The 18,620-nt window shown below is 70.3% G+C and carries 16 protein-coding genes (1 of these 16 only partly in view); 12 read left to right on the forward strand and 4 right to left on the reverse strand.

What is annotated here, in order from left to right:
• Window positions 1–868: the 5' end (the start) of an amino acid adenylation domain-containing protein gene (locus tag WI697_RS04135; protein WP_345957496.1), read on the reverse strand. Its footprint begins 5,768 nt before the window's first position; the window shows 868 of its 6,636 coding nt (coding positions 1–868); it begins with the start codon at window positions 866–868; its stop codon lies off the left edge, out of view.
• Window positions 869–874: 6 nt separating this feature from the next.
• A complete protein-coding gene (locus WI697_RS04140) occupies window positions 875–3,316 on the reverse strand; it encodes a non-ribosomal peptide synthetase (RefSeq protein ID WP_345957497.1) in 2,442 nt (813 codons plus the stop codon).
• 348 nt (window positions 3,317–3,664) lie between these two features.
• Between WI697_RS04140 and WI697_RS04145 the strand changes: the two genes are divergently transcribed.
• The 3 genes from WI697_RS04145 (at window position 3,665) to WI697_RS04155 (ending at window position 7,083) form a co-directional block, all read left to right on the forward strand.
• A complete protein-coding gene (locus WI697_RS04145) occupies window positions 3,665–4,207 on the forward strand; it encodes an aspartate 1-decarboxylase (protein WP_345957498.1) in 543 nt (180 codons plus the stop codon).
• 126 nt (window positions 4,208–4,333) lie between these two features.
• Window positions 4,334–5,755 (forward strand): MATE family efflux transporter, encoded by a 1,422-nt coding sequence (locus WI697_RS04150; protein WP_345957499.1) that lies wholly within the window; start codon window positions 4,334–4,336, stop codon window positions 5,753–5,755.
• Window positions 5,752–7,083, forward strand: coding sequence for an MFS transporter (locus WI697_RS04155; protein ID WP_345957500.1), 1,332 nt, complete (start codon window positions 5,752–5,754; stop codon window positions 7,081–7,083). The genes WI697_RS04150 and WI697_RS04155 overlap by 4 nt, the downstream gene beginning before the upstream one ends.
• Window positions 7,084–7,086: 3 nt before the next feature.
• On the opposite strand, the gene WI697_RS04160 is transcribed toward WI697_RS04155, so the two are convergent.
• A complete protein-coding gene (locus tag WI697_RS04160; protein WP_345957501.1) occupies window positions 7,087–8,133 on the reverse strand; it encodes a phosphotransferase in 1,047 nt (348 codons plus the stop codon).
• Between the two features lie 124 nt (window positions 8,134–8,257).
• Here WI697_RS04160 and tam point away from each other — a divergent pair, with 124 nt between their 5' ends.
• Together tam and WI697_RS04170 are read left to right on the forward strand one after the other, a co-directional pair.
• Complete coding sequence (tam, locus tag WI697_RS04165; protein ID WP_345957502.1) at window positions 8,258–9,022, forward strand: trans-aconitate 2-methyltransferase; 765 nt, start codon at window positions 8,258–8,260, stop codon at window positions 9,020–9,022.
• A gap of 18 nt (window positions 9,023–9,040) precedes the next feature.
• A complete protein-coding gene (locus WI697_RS04170) occupies window positions 9,041–9,631 on the forward strand; it encodes a glutathione S-transferase family protein (protein WP_345957503.1) in 591 nt (196 codons plus the stop codon).
• On the opposite strand, the gene WI697_RS04175 is transcribed toward WI697_RS04170, so the two are convergent.
• A complete protein-coding gene (locus WI697_RS04175; RefSeq protein ID WP_345957504.1) occupies window positions 9,632–11,026 on the reverse strand; it encodes an FAD-dependent oxidoreductase in 1,395 nt (464 codons plus the stop codon).
• Window positions 11,027–11,267: 241 nt separating this feature from the next.
• On the opposite strand from WI697_RS04175, the gene WI697_RS04180 reads away from it, so the two are divergent.
• The 7 genes from WI697_RS04180 to WI697_RS04210 all read left to right on the forward strand — a co-directional run bounded on the left by WI697_RS04180 (window position 11,268) and on the right by WI697_RS04210 (window position 18,619).
• On the forward strand, window positions 11,268–12,143 hold the full coding sequence (locus tag WI697_RS04180) for a GntR family transcriptional regulator (RefSeq protein WP_345957505.1): 876 nt from the start codon (window positions 11,268–11,270) through the stop codon (window positions 12,141–12,143).
• A 432-nt stretch (window positions 12,144–12,575) separates the two neighbouring features.
• Window positions 12,576–13,799, forward strand: a complete 1,224-nt coding sequence (locus WI697_RS04185; RefSeq protein WP_345957506.1) for an ABC transporter substrate-binding protein — start codon at window positions 12,576–12,578, stop codon at window positions 13,797–13,799.
• Window positions 13,800–13,872: 73 nt separating this feature from the next.
• Window positions 13,873–14,745, forward strand: a complete 873-nt coding sequence (locus WI697_RS04190) for a branched-chain amino acid ABC transporter permease (protein ID WP_062765764.1) — start codon at window positions 13,873–13,875, stop codon at window positions 14,743–14,745.
• A complete protein-coding gene (locus tag WI697_RS04195) occupies window positions 14,745–15,728 on the forward strand; it encodes a branched-chain amino acid ABC transporter permease (protein ID WP_345957507.1) in 984 nt (327 codons plus the stop codon). The genes WI697_RS04190 and WI697_RS04195 overlap by 1 nt, the downstream gene beginning before the upstream one ends.
• On the forward strand, window positions 15,728–16,471 hold the full coding sequence (locus tag WI697_RS04200) for an ABC transporter ATP-binding protein (protein WP_062765768.1): 744 nt from the start codon (window positions 15,728–15,730) through the stop codon (window positions 16,469–16,471). The genes WI697_RS04195 and WI697_RS04200 overlap by 1 nt, the downstream gene beginning before the upstream one ends.
• A 14-nt stretch (window positions 16,472–16,485) precedes the next feature.
• Complete coding sequence (locus tag WI697_RS04205) at window positions 16,486–17,187, forward strand: ABC transporter ATP-binding protein (protein WP_062765803.1); 702 nt, start codon at window positions 16,486–16,488, stop codon at window positions 17,185–17,187.
• A 13-nt stretch (window positions 17,188–17,200) separates the two neighbouring features.
• Window positions 17,201–18,619 (forward strand): MmgE/PrpD family protein, encoded by a 1,419-nt coding sequence (locus WI697_RS04210; protein ID WP_345957508.1) that lies wholly within the window; start codon window positions 17,201–17,203, stop codon window positions 18,617–18,619.
• The last annotated feature ends 1 nt before the right edge of the window (window position 18,620 follow it).

Consider the following 18,620-nt stretch of genomic DNA (forward strand, 5'->3'; position numbering starts at 1 on the left):
GCACCGGCGGCGGGCCGGGCAGATGGGGGATGCGTGCCTGCCAGTAGGCGAGATCGCGGGCGAAGGCCGGCCCTTCCTCGGCGCGCCCCGCCGCCAGAATGTAGTCGCGGAAGCCGATCCCGGTGGTCCTGAGGACGGCATCGCCGTCTTCATAGAGGGTGGCGAGGTCGCCGAACATCACCTGCCAGCTGCGGCCGTCGATCGCCCAGCAGTCGATGCCGACCAGCAGGCGGACCACCCCGCCCGGCCGGCGCAGGGCACGGATCGTCCAGGTCGGCCAGCGCTCCAGATCGTGGCATTCATGGGACAGCTCTTCGCGCAAGGCCAGGAGCCGCGCCGCTTCGGCCGCGGGGTCCAGCGCGGTCAGATCCTCGACCGGCAGCGACCAGCGCGGCGGGTCGGCCAGAACCTGCTGGCGGCCGTCGGGCAGAACCACGGCCCGCAGCATGTCGTGATGGGCGACCAGCCGGCGCCAGGCATGTTCGAACCGTGCCGGATCCAGCCCGGCCCGTTCGATTTCCAGATAGATCCGGATCGCGACGCCGCCCTGTTCGAAATGATCGTCCCGCCCCAGCCAATAGGCCTGCTGGTTTTCGTTCAGCGGAAACGGGGCGTGGCGGTTGGCGGGGTCGGCGGTCACCTGGGGCTCGGCCTCGTCGATGCCGTCGCCGGCGCCGGACAGGAAGGCGATCAGCGCCGGTTTGGCGGATCTGAGCCTGCGGGCCAGATCGTCGGTCAGCCGGTCGCGCGGCAACTCGATCACCAGTTCGGCACCGTCTACGGCGATCCGGCCGCCTTCCGCGGCAACCAGGGAGACGAGCGCCGCCGCCTCGACGGACGCAGTGGCGGGAGAAGCCTGAACGGTCATGGCGGATCAGATCCTTACGGTCTCGAAATCGGTGGCGGCGGTGGTCGTGGCCTGTGGTGCATCGCCCGCCCAGGCGGCGGCGGCGAGCCAGGCGGCCGTCACCCGTGCGGTCTCGGGCGTCTGCAACAGGGCGATCGGCGGCGCGGTGCCGAAGGCGCGTCCGATCGCCGTCTGCAGCCGGGCGGCAAGCAGTGAATTGCCGCCGGCCTCCAGGAAGCCGTCATCGGCGGTGAAGAGCGGGTTGCGCAGCACCTCGCGGAACAGGCGGACCACCCGGCCGAGCGTGCCGGCCTCGATGGGAATGGCCGCGGCCCAGGCCTGTTCGGCGAGGATCAGCCCGGCATCGGGTGCCGGCAGGCGGCGCCGGTCGATCTTGCCGTTGACGGTGAGGGTGAAAGCCGGGACCGGCACGAACCAGGCGGGGATCATCCAGTCGGGCAGGCGCGTGGTCAGCCAGGCGCGCAGCCGTGCCGCCAGGGCCCGCGGCGGTTCCGACGGAGACGGTCCGGTCTCCACCCAGGCGGCGAGGCGCCGGTCGCCGGGGGCCACTTCCCAGGCGCCGACCAGTACCCGCGAGATGCCGGGCGCGCCCGACAGCGCCGCCTGGACCTCTTCCGGCTCGATCCGATAGCCGCGGATCTTGAGCTGGCCGTCGATCCGCCCGGTGACCCGGATCGTGCCCGAAGCCATGCGGATGCCGCGATCGCCGGTGCGATAGAGCCGGGCTTCGGGATCGTCGGAGAAGGGATCGGGGTGGAAGGCGGCACGGGTGCGGACATCATCGCCGACATAGCCGCGGGCGACGCCGTCGCCGCCGATCCAGATCTCGCCGGCCACACCGTCGGGGACCGGCTGCAGGCGGTCATCGAGCACATGGACGGTGGTGGCGCCGATCGGCCGGCCCGAGGCGACCGGTGTCGCCGGATCCCCGGCCGGGACCACCGGCTCCATGGTCGCGAAGACGCCGGTTTCGGTCGGGCCGTAGCCGTTGTTCAGGATCTCGGGCCCGCTCTCGGCCAGAACCCTGCGGAACAGCACCGGGTCGGGCGGTTCGCCGCCGGCATGGATGGCGCGGATGCCGGTGAAGGCGCCCGGATCCTGAGCCGCCAGGCCATGCAACAGGCTGGTTGCGATCACCATCGTGTCGATGCGGTGGCGGGCGGCATGGGCGCGGAAGGCTGCGGCATCCAAGAGGACCGGTTTCGGCACGCCGATCAGCGTCGCGCCGGTGATCAGCGTGCCCCAGATTTCGAGCGTCGCGATGTCGAAGGCCAGCGTCGCGGTCTGGGCAATGCGCCGGCCGGGGGCGAAACCGGCCATGTCATGGGCCGTGACCAGCCGGGCGATGCCGCGATGGGTCAGCGCCACCCCTTTGGGCACGCCGGTGGAGCCCGAGGTGAACAGGATCTCGGCCACATCGCCGCCGCCGGTACCGGGATCGGGCAAGACCTCGGGTGCGGGGGTTTCCTCCAGCGCCGCCAGCGGCAGGACCCGGGCGGTGAGGGCGGCGGCCCGCCCGGCCATCACCGCCGGGCGGCCATCGGCCGCGGGGCCGATGATCACGGCGCCGAGACCGGCCAGATCCGCGATCACCTTCAGCCGCTGGTCGGGCAGATCGGGGTCGAGCGGCACATAGACGCAGCCCGCCCGGACGATGCCGGCGATGGCGATCACCGCCGCTGCCGAGCGGGCCGAGAACACGCCGATCGCGGCCCCGGGCGGCAGGTCCTGGCGCATCAATCCCGCGGCGACCCGGCGGCTTGCGGCCTCCAGCCCGGCATGGGACAGCACCCGGTCTGAAAAGATCAGCGCGGGTGCCGCCCCGTATGTGGCCGCCGCCCGTTCCATCAGCCGGCCGAGGGCGGCATCGCGCGGCCAGGGCCGCGTGACCCCGGCTGCCGCGGCCAGAACCTGAGCGCGGGCCGGGCCGTCGAGCAGGCTCAGATCGGCGAGGCGCAGGGCGGTGCGATGCCGCCGGGCCGCAGCCAGATCCGCCATCACCTGATGGAGCTGCCGGTTGAGGGCTGCGGCGTCGGCAAGGTCGGGATCGGGGCAGGTGAGCTGCGGCCTGCCCGCCGGATCGATGCGCATCACCACTGCGGCATCCGCGGGTGGCGCGGCCCCGCCGTCGATCAGGACGCAACCTTCGCCGATCTGACGGGGGGCCGGCTCCTGCAGGGGCGCCGCCACACAGGGACGGGGGGCAAGTGCTGCGCGCACCTGGTCGACCGGTGTATCCGGATCGGCCGGAAGCAGCACTTCACCCACTCTGATCTCACCCGCCCCGATCTCACCTGACCGGCCGCCGGCATCGAGAATGCGCACCCTGCCGGTCGCATGACCGTGGGCCCGCGAGATGAGCGCCAGGGCCAGCACGGCATCCAGCCGACGTGCGGCGACCGAGGCCGGACGGGTGGATACGGAAGGCCGGGAGACGGAACGGGGCATGGGGGAACGTCCTCTGCCGGGGGCGGGAAATCAAAGGGGCTGCAACCAGGCTTTGAAATGCGTGCCTGCAACACGTCCATGTGGCTGAGACGTTTGCGTTGCTCGCGACCCTGACGTATTGAGCTATGCAATTAACGCATGGTTAACGCTGTTGCTTTGCATGAGACGCGAGTGCGAATCATTCGCAAAATGTCCGCCGAGGTATCGCAATACCCGGCGCTCTTCGCCCTTGCGGATCGCTCTGCACGCCAGGCTCGTCAGCGAGCGGCCGCCTTATGCCTCGCCTCCGCCCAGTCACCGATCTCCGTCATTTCCATGCCCGTCCGGCCGCCAAAGGGAGGACCACCGATGATCCGCGTCGTCCGCGCGAAGTTTCACGGCATCACCGTCACCGGTGCCGATCTCGACTATCACGGCTCGATCACCCTCGATCCGGAGCAGTGCGACCTGGCCGGGATCCGGCCGCTTGAATTCGTCGACATCTGGAACAAGGCGAGCGGCGCCCGCATCCAGACCTATGTGATCTTCGGTGAGCCGGGGTCACGCGCCTGCGTGCTGAACGGCGCCGCTGCCCGGACCTGTGCCCGCGGCGACCAGGTGATCATCTGCGCCTCGGCCTATATCGACGAGCCGGCATTGCATGCGATCGAGCCGGTGGTGCTGACCTTCACCCCCGACAACCAGGTGGACCAGGTGATGCGCTACCGGGTCCGCGAGACCGAACGACGGCGCTTCGATTTCGCGCTGGAGATGGGCGAGCGCAGCGCCCCGGCCAAGCGGCCGGTGAACCGGGTGGATCTGGATGCCTTCACCCACGACCTGCGCCGCCGCGGGCTGGATGATCATGCGATTGCCGATGTGGTCGCGCGGCATCTGAAGGCGGTTGCCTGAGGACCGGTTGCCTGAGGCGGCCGGAAAATAATCCGACCGGCGGACGTCAGGGTCGGACGTCCGGCGGACGTCACGACCCTGACGGCTGTTCGTCATGTCACCGCCCCCAGCTGAAGGCCGCAGATCATGACCACCACCTCGATCGCCGATCCCGCCGCCCGGGCGCGTCCGCCGGGGCTCGCTGCCGAAACCGGGGTGCTGGCCCGGCTGGCGGCCCCCATCGTCGTGGCGCAGCTCGCCTATATGGCGACGGGGGCGACCGATTCGATCATGGCCGGCCGGCTCGGCACCGGCGCGTTGGCCGCGGTCGGGCTGGGTGCGGCGATCTGGGTACCGGTCACCACCTTTATCGGCGGTGCGCTTTATGTGCTGCTGCCGCTGATCGCCGGCCATGCGGCCGCCGGCCGTGACGGCGCCGGCGGCCGCGATGCCGTGCAGGCCGCCTGGGGCGGCATTGCCATCGGCCTGATCGGCGCGCTGTTCCTGGCCTTCGGCATGCCGCGGCTGCTGCCGCATATGGGGGTGGACCCGGCGTTGATCGATCCGACGGCGGCCTATCTCGCCGCGGTGGCGCCGGGTGTGCCGCTGGTCGGGCTGTCGATGGCGGCGCGCTATTTCTGCGACGGCCATTCCGATACCCGCCCGGCCATGGTGACCGCGATCTTCATCGCCCTGCTGAACGTGCCGCTGAACCTGGTTCTGATGTTCGACGATGCCTTCGGTCCCGGCACCGGGGCCGGGCTGGGTGTGGTCGGGGCCGGCATATCCAGCGCGATCTGCATGGCGACCGGCGCCCTGATCCTGACCATGCGCGCGCTGACCGCCGGGCGCTATGCGCCGGCGCGGCGCGGCCCCGTGCCGCTGCGCCCCGATCTGCGCGCCATGCTGGGGCTGTTGCGCCAGGGGCTGCCGATCGGCCTCGCCTTTCTGGTCGAGTATTCGATGATGAGCACGGTGGCGGTGCTGATCGGCGGCATCGGCGCCGTGGCGCTGGCCGCCCATCAGATCGCCTTCAACGTGACCGTGGTGCTGTTCATGATCCCGGTTTCGGTGTCGATCGGGGTCAGCATCCGGGTCGGCGGGGCGATCGGCGCGGCCGATCCTGCCGCGGCGCGCCGCGCGCTTGCGGCCGGGCTGGCGCTGGGCTGCGGCCTTGCCATGGTCACGGCGGTGCTGGTCGTGCTCTTCGCGCCCGAGATTGCCGGTATCTACGCCGCCGATGATGCGGTGGTGGTGCTGGCGGTGCGCCTGCTGCTGCTGGCCGCGGCTTTTCAGGTGATCGATGCCCTGCAGGTGGTGCTGGGCGGTGCGCTGCGTGGCCGCGGCGACGTCAACCTGCCGCTGCTGATGATGCTGGGCGCCTATTGGCTGGTGGGCCAGCCGGTCGGCTGGCAGATGGGCGCCACCGAGGGGGCGGCCGGCTGGTGGTACGGCATCCTGGCCGGCATCACCACCATCGCGGGCCTGTTCGCCTGGCGCACATGGCGGGGCTTCACCGACCGCGCGCTTCGGCCCCTGATGGCGGCCGGTGGGGATATGCGGTCATGATCGAGCTGCGCCTCGCCCTGCAATACGTGCCGCTCGGCTGCTTCTACGGCTTCCTCTACACCGCCCTGCCGGTATTGCTCAGGGCGGGGGGCGCGGAAAGCGCCGCGGTCGGCCTGCTGGGCCTGCTGGCGTTGCCGACCGGGATCGCTTTTTTCTGGGCGCCGCTGATCGATCGCGGCGCCCGCGCCCCGGCCGCGGCGGCCGCCCGTCACCGGCGCTGGATGATCGTGACCCAGGTGCTGGCCGCAGCCGCGCTCGCCGTGGTGGCGGCGGTGGATCCGGCAGCGGTCGATCCGGGTGGGGGCGATCCGGGTGGGATGGGCGGGCTCGACCGGTCGCTTTATCTGATCGTGCTGGCGCTGCTGTTCGTGATCTCGATCCTGTTCGCCACCAAGGAGGTGGCGGCCAATGCGCTGCTGCGCGAGATGGCGGCGGGCAGCCCCGGGCTGATGGCCCGCGCCAACGGGCTGCGCGCCGCAGCGCTGTTCCTGGGCACCTGGATCGGCAGCGGCATGCTGACCGGCTGGTACGAGGTGATCGGCTGGCGCGACGCCTTCCTGATCACTGCCGGGCTCGGCATTCTGATGCTGCCGGCGATGATCGGGCTGGGGGCATGCGGCAGCCGGCAGGCCAGCGGACCCGCGACGGGTGCTCAGGCGGGAGAGGAAGGCCTGGACGGCGCCTTCGCCGCGCTCGGCCACATGCTGCGCCATGCCGGGGGGCGCCGGCGGATGGCCGGGCTGTCGATCGTGGCGGTGCCGCTGGCCCTGCCGGTTGCGATGTTCCCGGTCTTCCTGGCCGATGCCGGGCTGACCATGGAGCGGATCGGCCTGGTGCTGGGCGGGGGTGGCACCATCGCCAGCCTGGCGGCCGCCTGGGGGACCGGGCGGCTGGCGGCGCGCTTCGGCGCCGGGCGGGTGATGGTGACGCTGATTGCCGGCCAGATCGCGGCGCTGGCGGTCTGGACCGGCTTTGCGCTGGCAGCCGGCCGCGGCCTGGCGGTCGACGGCACGGCGCTGGCGGCGCTCGGCGTCGTCCAGCTCTCGGCCTATGCCGGCTTCACCGTGATCCTGAACATCCTGGCCATGGAGCGGGCGCGCACCACCCATGCCGGCACGGATATCGCGGTGCTGCGCGGCAGCTTCTACCTCACCGCCACGGCGGCCCACATGGCCGGCGGCTGGCTGGCCGACCCGCTCGGCTGGCCGGGCTATTTTGGTCTCACCACCCTGATCTTCGTGCTGGTTCTGCCGCTGCTGCGCCTGGCCGATCCATCGGCCTGCCGCCGGCCTGCCGGCAGGCCGGTGGCGTCGGGCGCGGTGGATTGAGGATCAGCGGATCTTTTCCGCAAACGACCAGGCGAGTTCGGCCAGCGGCACCGCCTTGCGGCCGACCTCTTCGGCATCGGCATTGGCGGCGGTGCCGTCCAGCGCGCGGCGGGCGATGCCCTGCAGGATGGCGGCCAGGCGGAACAGGCTCAACACCACATAGACATCCCAGGACGGCGAGGGCGCAAAGCCGGTGCGGGCCAGCCACATCTCCAGATAAGCGCGTTCGTCCGGGATGCCGGCGGCCGCGAAATCGGTGCCGGCCAGGCCGCGGAACAGGCCCGGGGCGATGCGCCAGGTCATCATGTGATAGGCGAAATCGGCCAGCGGATTGCCCAGCGTCGACAGCTCCCAGTCCAGCACCGCCACCACCCGGGGTTCGGTCGGGTGGATGATCACATTGTCCAGCCGGTAATCGCCATGAACCAGACGGGTGTCGTCTTCCGCCGGCACGTGCTCGGGCAGCCATTGGATCAGCCGTTCCATCGCCGGATTGGCCACGGTCTCGGATGCCCGATACTGGCGGGTCCAGCGGGCGATCTGGCGTTCGACGTAATTGCCGCGCCGGCCGTGATCGCCCAGCCCGATCGCATCCGGGGCGAGCGCATGGATGCGGGCGATGGCGTCGTTCATCGACGAAAAGATCGCCCCCCGCTCGGCCGGGGTGAGGTCGGGCAGGCGCGGATCCCAGAAAATCCGGCCGGGCACGAAATCCATCACATAGAACATCGATCCGAACACCGCCGGATCGGTGCAGAGCGCATGCACCGGCGGCACCGGCACGCCCGTGCCCTGAAGTGCGGCCAGCACCCGGAATTCGCGGTCGACCGCATGGGCGGAGGGCAGCACCTCGCCCAGCGGCTTGCGGCGCAGCACATAGGTTCCGGCCTCGCTCCGGATCCGGAAGGTCGGGTTCGACTGGCCGCCGGCGAAACGCTCCAGCGCCAGCCGGCCATGCCGGCCGGGAACGTGATCGGCGAACCAGGCTTCGAGGGCGCCGGTGTCGGGTGTCGCCGTGTCGGGCATCGTGGTCTGGGGGGCGGTGCTCATCGGGCGGAGGCTCCTGCGGCCTTGTTCTGGTCATCAGCTTACCCGCGGGTTGGTCCCGGTGCCAGGGGTTGTGGGAGAGGACGTCCCGGCGCAGACTGTGCACCCACAACCGGAGCCTGCCCCCATGACCTGGTCCCCCGCCCGATATCTGACCTTCGAGGCCGAGCGTACCCGCCCGGTGGTCGATCTGCTGGCCCATGTGCCGACCGATCCGGTCCGGAGCGCGGTCGATCTGGGCTGCGGCCCGGGCAATTCGACCGAGGTGCTGATCCGCCGCTTTCCGGGCGCGCGGGTAACGGCGCTCGACTCCTCGCCCGAGATGGTGGCGGCCGCCAGGGCAAGGCTGCCGGATATCGATGTCGCGCAGGATGATGTCAGCCGCTGGCAGGCTGCGGGGCCGTTCGACGTGATCCTGTCCAACGCCGTGCTGCAATGGGTGCCGGGGCATGACGTGCTGCTGCCGGCGCTGGTGGAGCGGCTGGCCCCGGGCGGCAGCCTGGCGGTGCAGATGCCCGACAACATGGCCGAACCCAGCCATGTGCTGATGCGCGAGACCGCGGCCCAGGGCCCCTGGGCCGAGCGGCTGGCGGGTGCCGCCCGCGCGCCCCTGCCGCCCGCCGCCTGGTATTACCAGCTGCTGCGCAACCTGGCGGGCCGGGTGGATATCTGGCGCACCACCTATATCCACGTCCTGCCCGGCGGGCCGGATGCGGTGGTGGACTGGGTGAAGGCCACGGGGCTGCGCCCCTTCCTGGACCCGCTGAGCCCGGCCGAGCGCGACGACTTTCTGAACCGCTACCGCACGAAGATCGCCGCCGCCTATCCGCCGCTTGCCGACGGGACGGTGCTGCTGCCCTTCCCACGCCTGTTCATGATCGCCACCCGCTGAGCCGGAGCCCCAAGCCCCATGTCCGACGACCTGATCCTTTACACCAACCCGCAATCGCGCGGCATGATCGCACGCTGGATGCTGGAAGAGGTGGGCGTCGCCTACCGCACCGTGGTGCTGGAGTACGGCGCCCCGATGAAGGCGCCCGACTATCTGGCGCTCAACCCCATGGGCAAGGTGCCGACCCTGGTCCATAACGGCGCGGTGGTGACCGAATGCGCCGCGATCTGCGCCTATCTGGCCGAAACCTTCCCCGAAGCGGGGCTCGCCCCCCGGCCCCATGAACGCGCGGCCTGGTTCCGCTGGCTGTTCTTCGGCGCAGGGCCGCTGGAGGCGGCGATCATCAACCGCGCGCTCGGCATCGAGGTGCCGGCCGAACGCGAGCGCAGCGTCGGCTACGGCAATTTCACCCGGGTGATGGACACGCTGGAGGTGGCCGTCTCCGCCAGCCCCTACCTGGCCGGCGACCGCTTCACCGCCGCGGATGTGTATCTGGGCGCCCAGATCGGCTGGGGCCTGCAATTCGGCACCATGGAACGCCGCCCGGCCTTCGAAACCTACTGGGCCCGCCTGGCCGGCCGGCCGGCGCTGGCGCGGGCGGGGGGGTGATCACGCCGCCGCTGCAGCCCGCCCCGCCACCCGCCCCAGCGTCACCGCGGTGAGCAGGCCGTTGCCCGACAGATAGCCGGCGGCCCGGGCGCCCGAGACGCCGCAGGCGGCGCCGCCGGCGGCGTAGAGGTTGGGCAGGGGGTGGCCGGTGGTGTCGAGGACGCGGGCTGCGCTGTCGACGACCAGGCCGCCCTGGGTGTGGAAGAGCGCGCCGGTGACCTTGACCGCGCAATAGGGGGCGGCGAGCGGGCGCGTGGTGGTGAAGTCGCGGCCGAAGGCGTCGGGGGTGGTGCCGGCGCGGGCGGAGGCGACCGCGTCCATGGTGCGGATGAGCGCTTCGGCGGGCAGGTTCATGCGGCGGGCGAGGGTTGGCAGGTCGTCCGCCGTGATCACGGCGCCCATGGCCTCGGCGCGCTTGAAATCTTCGAACTGGCGGGTGATGGCGGCGATGCGGCCGTCGAACACCGTCCAGGCGAGGCCGTCCGGCTGGCGCAGCACCTCGGCCGCCTGTTCGGAATAGCCGGTGGCCTCGTTGGAGAAGCGCTCGCCCGCCAGGTTCACCTGGATGCCGCCTTCGGTGATGGTGGCCCAGCTGATCAGGATGCCGGCCGGGTGGGCGACCGAGCCATGGCCCTGATGGCCGGGCAGATGGCGGGTGGCGGCGCCCAGCGCCTGGCCCCAGAGCAGCGCATCGCCCTTGTTGCCGTCATGGCCGAAATAGAGCGCATCGGCAAGCGACGGGATGTGTTCGCGCACCAGCGCCCTGTTGCCGCCATAGCCGTTGCAGGCCAGGATCAGCCGGCCGCAGCCGACCTCGTCGACCGAGCCGTCGGGGCGGGTGAAGGCGAGGCCGGTGATGCGGCCCGCCGCATCGGCATAAAGCCGGGTGACGGTCGCCTCGCACAGGATGTCGATGCCGGCGGCCTCTGCCGCGCCGCGCAGCGCATCGATCAACTCTTCGCCCGAGCGGGTCGGCAGGCCGTGCATGCGCCGGGCGCCGTGGCCCGGATAGCTGAAATCCGCCACCACCGAAAAGGGCAGGCCGTAGCGGTCGCCCAGCCATTCGATGGCGGGCCCTGCTTCGCGCGTCACCAGCGCCACCAGATCGGGGTCGGGCTCTCCCTTCGCCTTGGCCATGATGTCGGCGGCGAAGGCTTCTGCCGTGTCGGTGATGCCGGCGGCTTTCTGCCAGCGCGTGCCGGCGGCCGGGATCAGGCCGGCGGAGAGGGCGGTGGAGCCGCGCGGCACGACATCGCGTTCCAGCACCAGCACCTCGGCACCCGCCTCGCGCGCCGCCAGCGCCGCAACCAGACCGGCGGCTCCGGCGCCCACCACCACCACGGGCACGGTGAATTCGAACACCCTGGCGCCGTCCCGGATCACCTCGCTCACCATCAGCCTCCCTGCTTCCCGCCACCGGACCCCGCTGCCGGCAGCACCGCAACCTGTCCCATGTGACGGAGTGTAATCTGTATCAGATCTAATACAAGATTTGTCATACGGGGGCGAGGTGTCATAGGCTTGGCCGTGCCGGGCCCACCTCGGACGGCAGATCGCAGACAGGCTTGACAAGCCGCATATCGCGGTTCGAATAATACAGGCAGCTGTATCACGAATGGGACAGGAGAGGGGCCGCATGGCGGGGGTCGAGCCGTTGAAGGCACGCAGGCTCTACCTGCTGCTGCGTGACCGCATCGTCAGCGGCGAGGACCGCCCGCAGACCCGCCTGCCCAGCGAGCCGATGCTGGCCGAACAGCACGGCGTGTCGCGGGTGACCGTGCGCCGGGCGCTGGACAAGCTGGCCGGCGAAGGGCTGATCGAGCGGCGGCCCGGATCGGGCACCTTCGTGGCGGGGCGGCGCAACGAGGCGCCGGTGACCGCCGATTTTTCCAACCTGCTGACGCATCTGGTCGAAATGGGTCGGCGGACCGAGGTGCGCCTGCTGTCGTTCGGCTATGTGATGCCGCCACCGGCGGTGGCCGAGGCGCTGGGCCTGGCGGCGGGAGAGCGGGTGCAGCGGGCGGTGCGCCTGCGCCTGATCGACGGCACGCCCTTTTCGTATCTCATCACCCATGTGCCTGAACGCATCGGCGTGTCGTATTCCGAGGCCGAAATGGCCTCCACGCCGCTGCTGGAACTGCTGGAGCGATCCGGCATCGTGGCCGACCGCGCCAGCCAGACCATCGGCGCCGCGCTTGCCGGCCCCGATCTCGCCGAGGCGCTGGGGCTGGAAATCGGTGCGGCCCTGCTGTCGATGACCCGCGTGGTGCAGGGCATCGACGGTGAGGGCATCGAGCATCTGCACGCCTTCTACCGGCCCGATCTCTATTCCTTCCGGATGGATCTGGTGCGCACCGGGCCGGGGGATGCCCGGTCGTGGACACCGGTGGGGCCGGCCCGCAAGGGCGCCACCCGATCCCGCGGCCAGGCCGCGGCGCGGGCGGAGACCGAAACCCATCAGCGGCGGAGCACGGTGCGGCGGGGGAGCACGCCGCGCAAGAAGACGCCGTAGGAAGACGACGCCGTACAGAATGCCCGGCGCTGCATCGCGCCGGATGTCCGTCGCCGTCGCCGCCCCGTATTTGCCTGTCTTCCGTACCGTCATCCCGGCGGAGGCCGGGATCCAGGTAGGTAGCTGCGGGAATGAACGAGGTTCACGTGTAAAGGCCGTCATGCCGGGCCACGCCATGCATGCCGGCATCCCGGCCATTGCCAGGATATTCGCCGCTCTTCGCGCGGAGATGAACCTGGATCCCGGCCTTCGCCGGGATGACGGTGGAGGGGGTGTGTGCACGGCATGGTGAGGGCACGGCCCGACAATGACTGCGGGGCACGCTGAAGCGCGAGGATATGCCCACCGGGGCAGGGACAAGACCCCGGACCGGGACAAAGAACAATGACAGCGGCCGGCGGTGGGACGACGGCCGGCAGAGGAGGCACGATCATGACCTTGTTCGACAAATCGATCAGCCGCCGCACCGCGCTGAAGGGCGGGATGGCCGCGGCGGCGGTGATGGCGGCGCCGGCGGTGCTGCGCGCCGCCGAGCCGCCGGCGGTGAAGATCGGTGTGCTGCAGCCGGTGACCGGCGCGCTGGCGATGGACGGTGAATTCGGCCGCACGGGCGCCGAACTCGCCATCGCCGACATCAATGCTTCGGGCGGCATCAAGTCGCTGGGCGGTGCGAAGATCGAGATGGTCTTCGGCGATGCGCGATCGAACCCCGAAGTCGGCGTGCAGGAAGTGGAGCGGATGCAGAGCGAGGGCGTGGCCGCCGTCGTCGGCGGCTTCGCAAGCCCGATCTGCCTGGCCACCACCCAGGCGGCGGCGCGCTACGACCTGCCCTATATCGTCGATGTCGGCGTGTCGGACCAGATCATCAGCCGCGGCCTGACCAATACCTTCCGCTTCGCGCCCGGTTTCGGCATCTGCACCCGCACCGCGATCGAAAATCTGGTGCGGATCAACAATGCCGCCGGCCGCCCGGCCAGGACCGTGGCGCTGGTGCATGAAGACGGGCTGTTCGGGTCGGGCCTGGCCAAGCTGATGCAGACCGAGCTGCCCAAGCACGGCTTCGAGATCCTTGAGACCATCGCGGTGCCGACGCCGTCGCGCGATCTGTCGAACGTGGTGCTGCGGCTGCGCTCTCTGCGCCCGGATCTGGTGATCCCCAGCACCTATTACGGCGAAACCGTGCTGCTGGCGCGGACCATGCAGCAGCAGCGCGTGCGGCCGAAGGCGGTTTACGCCGTGGTCAATGGTGCGGCATCGAATATGCGCTTCGTGAAGGAATTCCCCGAAGCGGCCGAGAACATCATGGACGTGAACCACTGGCACGATCCGCGCAACCCGAAGAACGCCGTGCTGCAGAAGCGGGTGGCGGATGCCGGCAAGCAGTGGAACTACAACACCCCGCTCAACTATTCCTGCATGATGCTGCTGGCCGATGCGATCGAGCGCGCGGCGAGCGCGGATCGCACGAAGATCATCGAGGCGCTGGCCGCCTCCACCTTCCAGGACCATCTGATGCCCTATGGCCCGACGAAGTTCGAGGGCGGGCAGAACCAGGGTGCGGCCCCGGTGTCGACCCAGGTGCAGAAGTCCCAGATCCGGGTGGTCTATCCGGAAAGCTTCGCGGACGCCAAGCCGATCTTCCCTGTCGAGAGCTGATCCGGGCGACCGGGGCGGCGTCGGGCCCGCGCCCGCGCCGCCCCGGTCCCCGTTTGCCGAAACGGATCGCACGATGTACTCCCTTCCCATCGTCGCGGAAGCCATGCTGAACGGGCTTCTGACCGGTGCGGTCTATGCGCTCATCGCGCTGGGTCTGACGCTGGTGTATGGTGTTTTGCACATCATCAATTTTGCGCATGGCGCCCTGCTGACCTGCGCGATGTTCGCCGTCTGGCTGGTCTACACCGCCTTCGGCCTGGATCCCTATCTCGCGATCCTGCCGCTGACGCTGGTGTTCTTCGCCATCGGCTATGGCGTGCAGCGTTTCATCATCGGGCCGGCCGCCCATGGCGATGACGGCAATATCCTGCTGGTGACGCTGGGCCTGTCGATCGTGATCGAGAATGTGCTGCTCGCCGTCTTCCAGTCGGATACCCGGTCGCTGTCGACCGACTATTCCTTCCAGGTGGTGGAGCTGGGGCCGCTGCTGATTTCCCAGGCCCGGCTGTACGGCTTTGCAGGCGCTGTGGTGGTGAGCGCGCTGCTCTGGCTGCTGCTGGCCCGCACCGATACCGGCAAGGCGATCCGGGCGGTGGCGAAGGAGAAACTGGGCGCGCGGCTGGTGGGCATCAATGTCGCCCATGTCTTCGCCGTCACCTTCGGCCTGGGTTGTGCCACGCTCGCCATCGCCGCCTGCCTGCTGATGCCGACCTTCTACGTCAATCCGCGCGTCGGCGGCGCCTTCGTGCTGGTCGCCTTCACCATCGTGGTGCTGGGCGGCATGGGATCGATCACCGGCGCCCTGATCGGCGGGCTGTTCATCGGCGTGGTCGAAAGCCTGTGCGGGCTGTATCTGGGCGAAAGCCTGGGCCAGATCGGCATCTTCCTGATCTTCATCCTGGTGTTGCTGTTCCGGCCCACCGGTCTGTTCGGAGCCCGGGCGTGATGCGACGCGGCTATCTTCCCATCGCCCTGATTCTGGTGGTGCTGGCGGCCCTGCCGCTGGTCGTCACCTCCAACGTCATCCTCAACTTCGTCGTCTTCGTGCTGATCATCACCCTGGTGGCGCAGGGCTGGAACCTGCTGGGCGGCACGGGCGGCCAGTCATCCTTCGGCCACGCCGCGTTTTTCGGCACCGGCGCCTATGCCTCGGCCATCCTTCAGACCCGCTATGGCGTGAATGCCTGGGCGGCGATGGCGGCGGGCGTGATCGCGGGCGCCGTGGTCGGCCGGGTGATCGGCTATCTGGCCTTCCGCGCCGGGTTGCGCGGCTCTTACTTCGCGCTGGTGACGCTGGCCTTCGCCGAGGTGTTGCGCATTCTGGCCAATGCCTCGGGCTTCACCAATGGTGCGGCCGGCCTGCTGCTGAAGCTGGATGTCGGCTTCTGGAACATGCAGTTCAGCAGCCGCGGCGCCTTTCTGTGGCTGGCGCTGGTCTTCGTGGCCGCCGGCCTGGTGATCTGCCAGATGATCGCCAATTCCCGCTTCGGCGCCCAGCTGGTGGCGGTGCGCGAGAACGAGGAAGCGGCGCGGGCGCTGGGCGTGGACGTGCTGGCGGTGAAGCTGCGGGCGATCACGGTCTCGGGCGCGCTGACCGCGGCCGCGGGCTGCCTGTATCTGCAGTATTTCCTCTATATCGACGCCAACATCGCCTATGGGCTGTGGATTTCGGTGGAGGCGCTGCTCGCCCCCATGGTCGGCGGTCGCGGGCTGGTGCTGGGGCCGATCATCGGCGCCTTCACCCTGCACGGGCTGGGTGAGGCGACCAAGATGTTCACCGGCCGGGTGCCGGGCATCGATCTGGCGGTCTATGGCGCGGTGCTGGTGCTGGTGATCGCTTTTGCCCCGGGCGGCGTGCTGGGCCTGCTGCACAAGCTGGGTCGCGGCCGCCGCGGCGGCGGCACCGGAACCGGCGGGGAGGGCGCGTGATGCTGGAGGTTCAGGACATCACCATGCGCTTCGGCGGGCTGACCGCGGTGGGCGGCGCCTCGCTGAAGGTGGCACCGGGCCGGATCGTCGGGCTGATCGGCCCCAACGGCGCCGGCAAGACCACGCTGTTCGCGATCATCGCCGGCTTTCTGACCCCGACCGCCGGCCGGGTGGTGCTGGAAGGCACCGACATCACCGGGCGGCCTGCGCACGAACGTGCGAAACTTGGCATTGCGCGCACCTTCCAGATCGTCCAGCCCTTCGCCGGGCTGAATGTGCGCGAGAACATCGCGGTCGGCGCCTATCTGCGCCATGCGGGTGCCGCCGAAGCCCATGCCCGGGCCGAGGCCGTGGCCCGCCGGGTGGGGCTGGGCGAAGATCTGGACAAGCCGGCCTCCAGCCTGACGGTCGCCGGGCGCAAGCGGCTGGAACTGGCCCGGGCGCTGGCGACCGAGCCGCGGCTGCTGCTGCTGGACGAGGTGCTGGCCGGGCTGAACCCGTCGGAGATCCGCGACATCGTGCCGGTGATCCGGGCGATCCGCGACGAGGGCATCACCATCCTGATGATCGAGCATGTGATGCAGGCGGTGATGAACCTGTGCGACGAGGTCTATGTGCTGGCTCAGGGCGAGATGATCGCAGAGGGCACGCCCCGCGCGGTCTGCGTCGATCCGAAAGTGATCGAAGCCTATCTGGGCCGGGGTGCGGCCGAGCGGCTGAAGGCGGAAGGGGCGCGGCCATGACCGGCGGGCAATACGTGCTGGAGGTTGCCGGCCTGAAGGCCGGTTATGGCGGGGTCGAGGTGCTGCGCGGCATCGATCTGGCGGTGGGCGCCGGCGAGATCGTGGCGGTGCTGGGATCGAACGGTGTCGGCAAGACCACGATCAACAAGGTGCTTTCGGGCGTGCTGCCGGCGCGCGCGGGCCAGATCACCTTCGAAGGCCGCCGGCTGGACGGCGTGGATGCGGCGGCGATCGTCGAGGCCGGGCTGATCCAGGTGCCGGAGGGCCGCAAGATCTTCCCCAATCTCGACATCCAGGAAAACCTGGAACTCGGCAGCTATCGGCGGGCGCGGAAGAACCGGGCGCGCAATCTGGAGCGGGTCTACGAGACCTTCCCGCGGCTGCGCGAACGGCGGAGCCAGGCGGCCGGCACGCTGTCGGGCGGCGAGCAGCAGATGCTGGCCATCGGCCGCGGCATGATGGCCGAGCCGCGGCTGCTGATCCTGGACGAACCCTCGCTGGGCCTGTCGCCGCTGCTGGTCGAGGAAATGTTCACCCTGATCCGCCGGCTGAATGCCGACGGCATGCCGATCATGCTGGTGGAACAGAATGTGGTGCAGTCGCTGGAGATCGCGAACCGTGCCTACATCATCGAGAACGGGCTGGTGACCATGTCGGGGCCGGCGGCCGAGATCGCCGCCGATCCCGAACTGCGCCGCGCCTATCTCGGCCTCTGAGGAGCAGCCCCCCATGGCGATCGCCACCCCTGATGTCGTGCCGGCCTCGGTGCTGCTGGCCGAGCCGCGGCCGGCCTGGCTCAAGACCTTCGCCGAGGCGGCGACCGGCATCCGCTTCGGCGATTTCGACGCCGATCTGTCCGCCCAGGCGCGGCTGGTGGTGCTGGACTGCCTGGGCGCCATTGCCGCCGGCATGCAGGAGCCGGAAATGCGGGCGCTGACCGCGCGCCTGGCCCGGCGCGGCGGCACGGTGACGGCCCCCGCGGTCGGCGCGGGGCTTGCCCTGCGCGCCGATGATGCGGCGCTGGCCAACGGCATCGCCGGCACCATGCTGGAACTGGACGAGGGCAATTCCTTCGCCCGCGGCCATCCGGGCATTCATGTGCTGCCGGCCCTGCTGGCGGTGCGGCCGCTGGCCCGGGTGTCGGGCCCGGACTTTCTGCACGCCTTCGTCTTCGGCTACGAGGCCGGTGCCCGGATCGGCGCCGCGGCCCGGCTGCGCAATGCGCTGCACCCCCACGGCACCTGGGGCACGGTGGGGGCGGCGGTGGGGGCCGCCCTGCTGGACGGCGCCGGGGCGGAAGAGGTGATCGCGGCGATCAATGTCTCGTCCAGCCTGTCGGTCGGCTCCAGCCTCAGGACGATGCTGGAGGGGGCGACGGTGCGCAATGCCTATGCCGGCCTGTCGGCGCGCAACGGGCTGACCGCCTGGGATCTCGTCATGGCGGGTTTCACCGGCGAGACCGACGGCGTGCGCAGCGTGTATGGCGGCGTGCTGGCCGAAGGCTTCCGGCCCGAGGAGATGGTGGCGGAGCTGGGCACGCGCTGGGAAATCCGGCGCAACTACTTCAAGCGCCATGCCGCCTGCCGCTTCACCCATGCCGCCCTCGACGTGGTGGCGGGGCTGATCGCCGAGCACGGCCCCATCGCGCCCGAGGCGGTGGCCGGGGTGGAGGTGGTGACCTATGTCTGGGCGGCGCAGCTGGACGGGGCCCGGCCCGACAACATGCTGGCGGCCAAGTTCTCGGTGCCGTTCGCGGTCGCCACCATGCTGGCCCATGGGGCGGCGAGCGTGCCGGCCTTTCGGGCACCGGCGCTGACCGATGCGCGGATCCTGGATCTGGCCGGCCGGGTGACGGTGGACGAAGACCCGGCGATGACCGCCATGCTGCCCGACAGGCGCCCGGCGCGGGTGACCATCCGCCTGACCGACGGCCGGGTGCTGACGGGTGAAACCTTCACCAATCGCGGCGATGCCGTCGACCCCTACGGGCCCGACGAGGTGGTCGCGAAATTCATGGACCTGGCCACGCCCGTCTGGGGCGCGGCCCATGCCACCCGCATCAGGGAGGCGGTCGACGGCCTGGACCGGGCCGCCGATCTTGCGGATCTGGATGCGCTGCTCAAAGAGCCGGCGCGCGAGGAACAGTGAA

The organism is Tistrella mobilis, assembly GCF_039634785.1.
Lineage (GTDB): Bacteria > Pseudomonadota > Alphaproteobacteria > Tistrellales > Tistrellaceae > Tistrella > Tistrella mobilis.

Coding starts and splice junctions, on each gene's coding strand:
- WI697_RS04140 (WP_345957497.1), bottom strand. CDS start 3,316: ATGCCCCGTTCCGTCTCCCGGCCTTCCGTATCCACCCGTCCGGCCTCG.
- WI697_RS04145 (WP_345957498.1), top strand. CDS start 3,665: ATGATCCGCGTCGTCCGCGCGAAGTTTCACGGCATCACCGTCACCGGT.
- WI697_RS04150 (WP_345957499.1), top strand. CDS start 4,334: ATGACCACCACCTCGATCGCCGATCCCGCCGCCCGGGCGCGTCCGCCG.
- WI697_RS04155 (WP_345957500.1), top strand. CDS start 5,752: ATGATCGAGCTGCGCCTCGCCCTGCAATACGTGCCGCTCGGCTGCTTC.
- WI697_RS04160 (WP_345957501.1), bottom strand. CDS start 8,133: ATGAGCACCGCCCCCCAGACCACGATGCCCGACACGGCGACACCCGAC.
- tam (WP_345957502.1), top strand. CDS start 8,258: ATGACCTGGTCCCCCGCCCGATATCTGACCTTCGAGGCCGAGCGTACC.
- WI697_RS04170 (WP_345957503.1), top strand. CDS start 9,041: ATGTCCGACGACCTGATCCTTTACACCAACCCGCAATCGCGCGGCATG.
- WI697_RS04175 (WP_345957504.1), bottom strand. CDS start 11,026: ATGGTGAGCGAGGTGATCCGGGACGGCGCCAGGGTGTTCGAATTCACC.
- WI697_RS04180 (WP_345957505.1), top strand. CDS start 11,268: ATGGCGGGGGTCGAGCCGTTGAAGGCACGCAGGCTCTACCTGCTGCTG.
- WI697_RS04185 (WP_345957506.1), top strand. CDS start 12,576: ATGACCTTGTTCGACAAATCGATCAGCCGCCGCACCGCGCTGAAGGGC.
- WI697_RS04190 (WP_062765764.1), top strand. CDS start 13,873: ATGTACTCCCTTCCCATCGTCGCGGAAGCCATGCTGAACGGGCTTCTG.
- WI697_RS04195 (WP_345957507.1), top strand. CDS start 14,745: ATGCGACGCGGCTATCTTCCCATCGCCCTGATTCTGGTGGTGCTGGCG.
- WI697_RS04200 (WP_062765768.1), top strand. CDS start 15,728: ATGCTGGAGGTTCAGGACATCACCATGCGCTTCGGCGGGCTGACCGCG.
- WI697_RS04210 (WP_345957508.1), top strand. CDS start 17,201: ATGGCGATCGCCACCCCTGATGTCGTGCCGGCCTCGGTGCTGCTGGCC.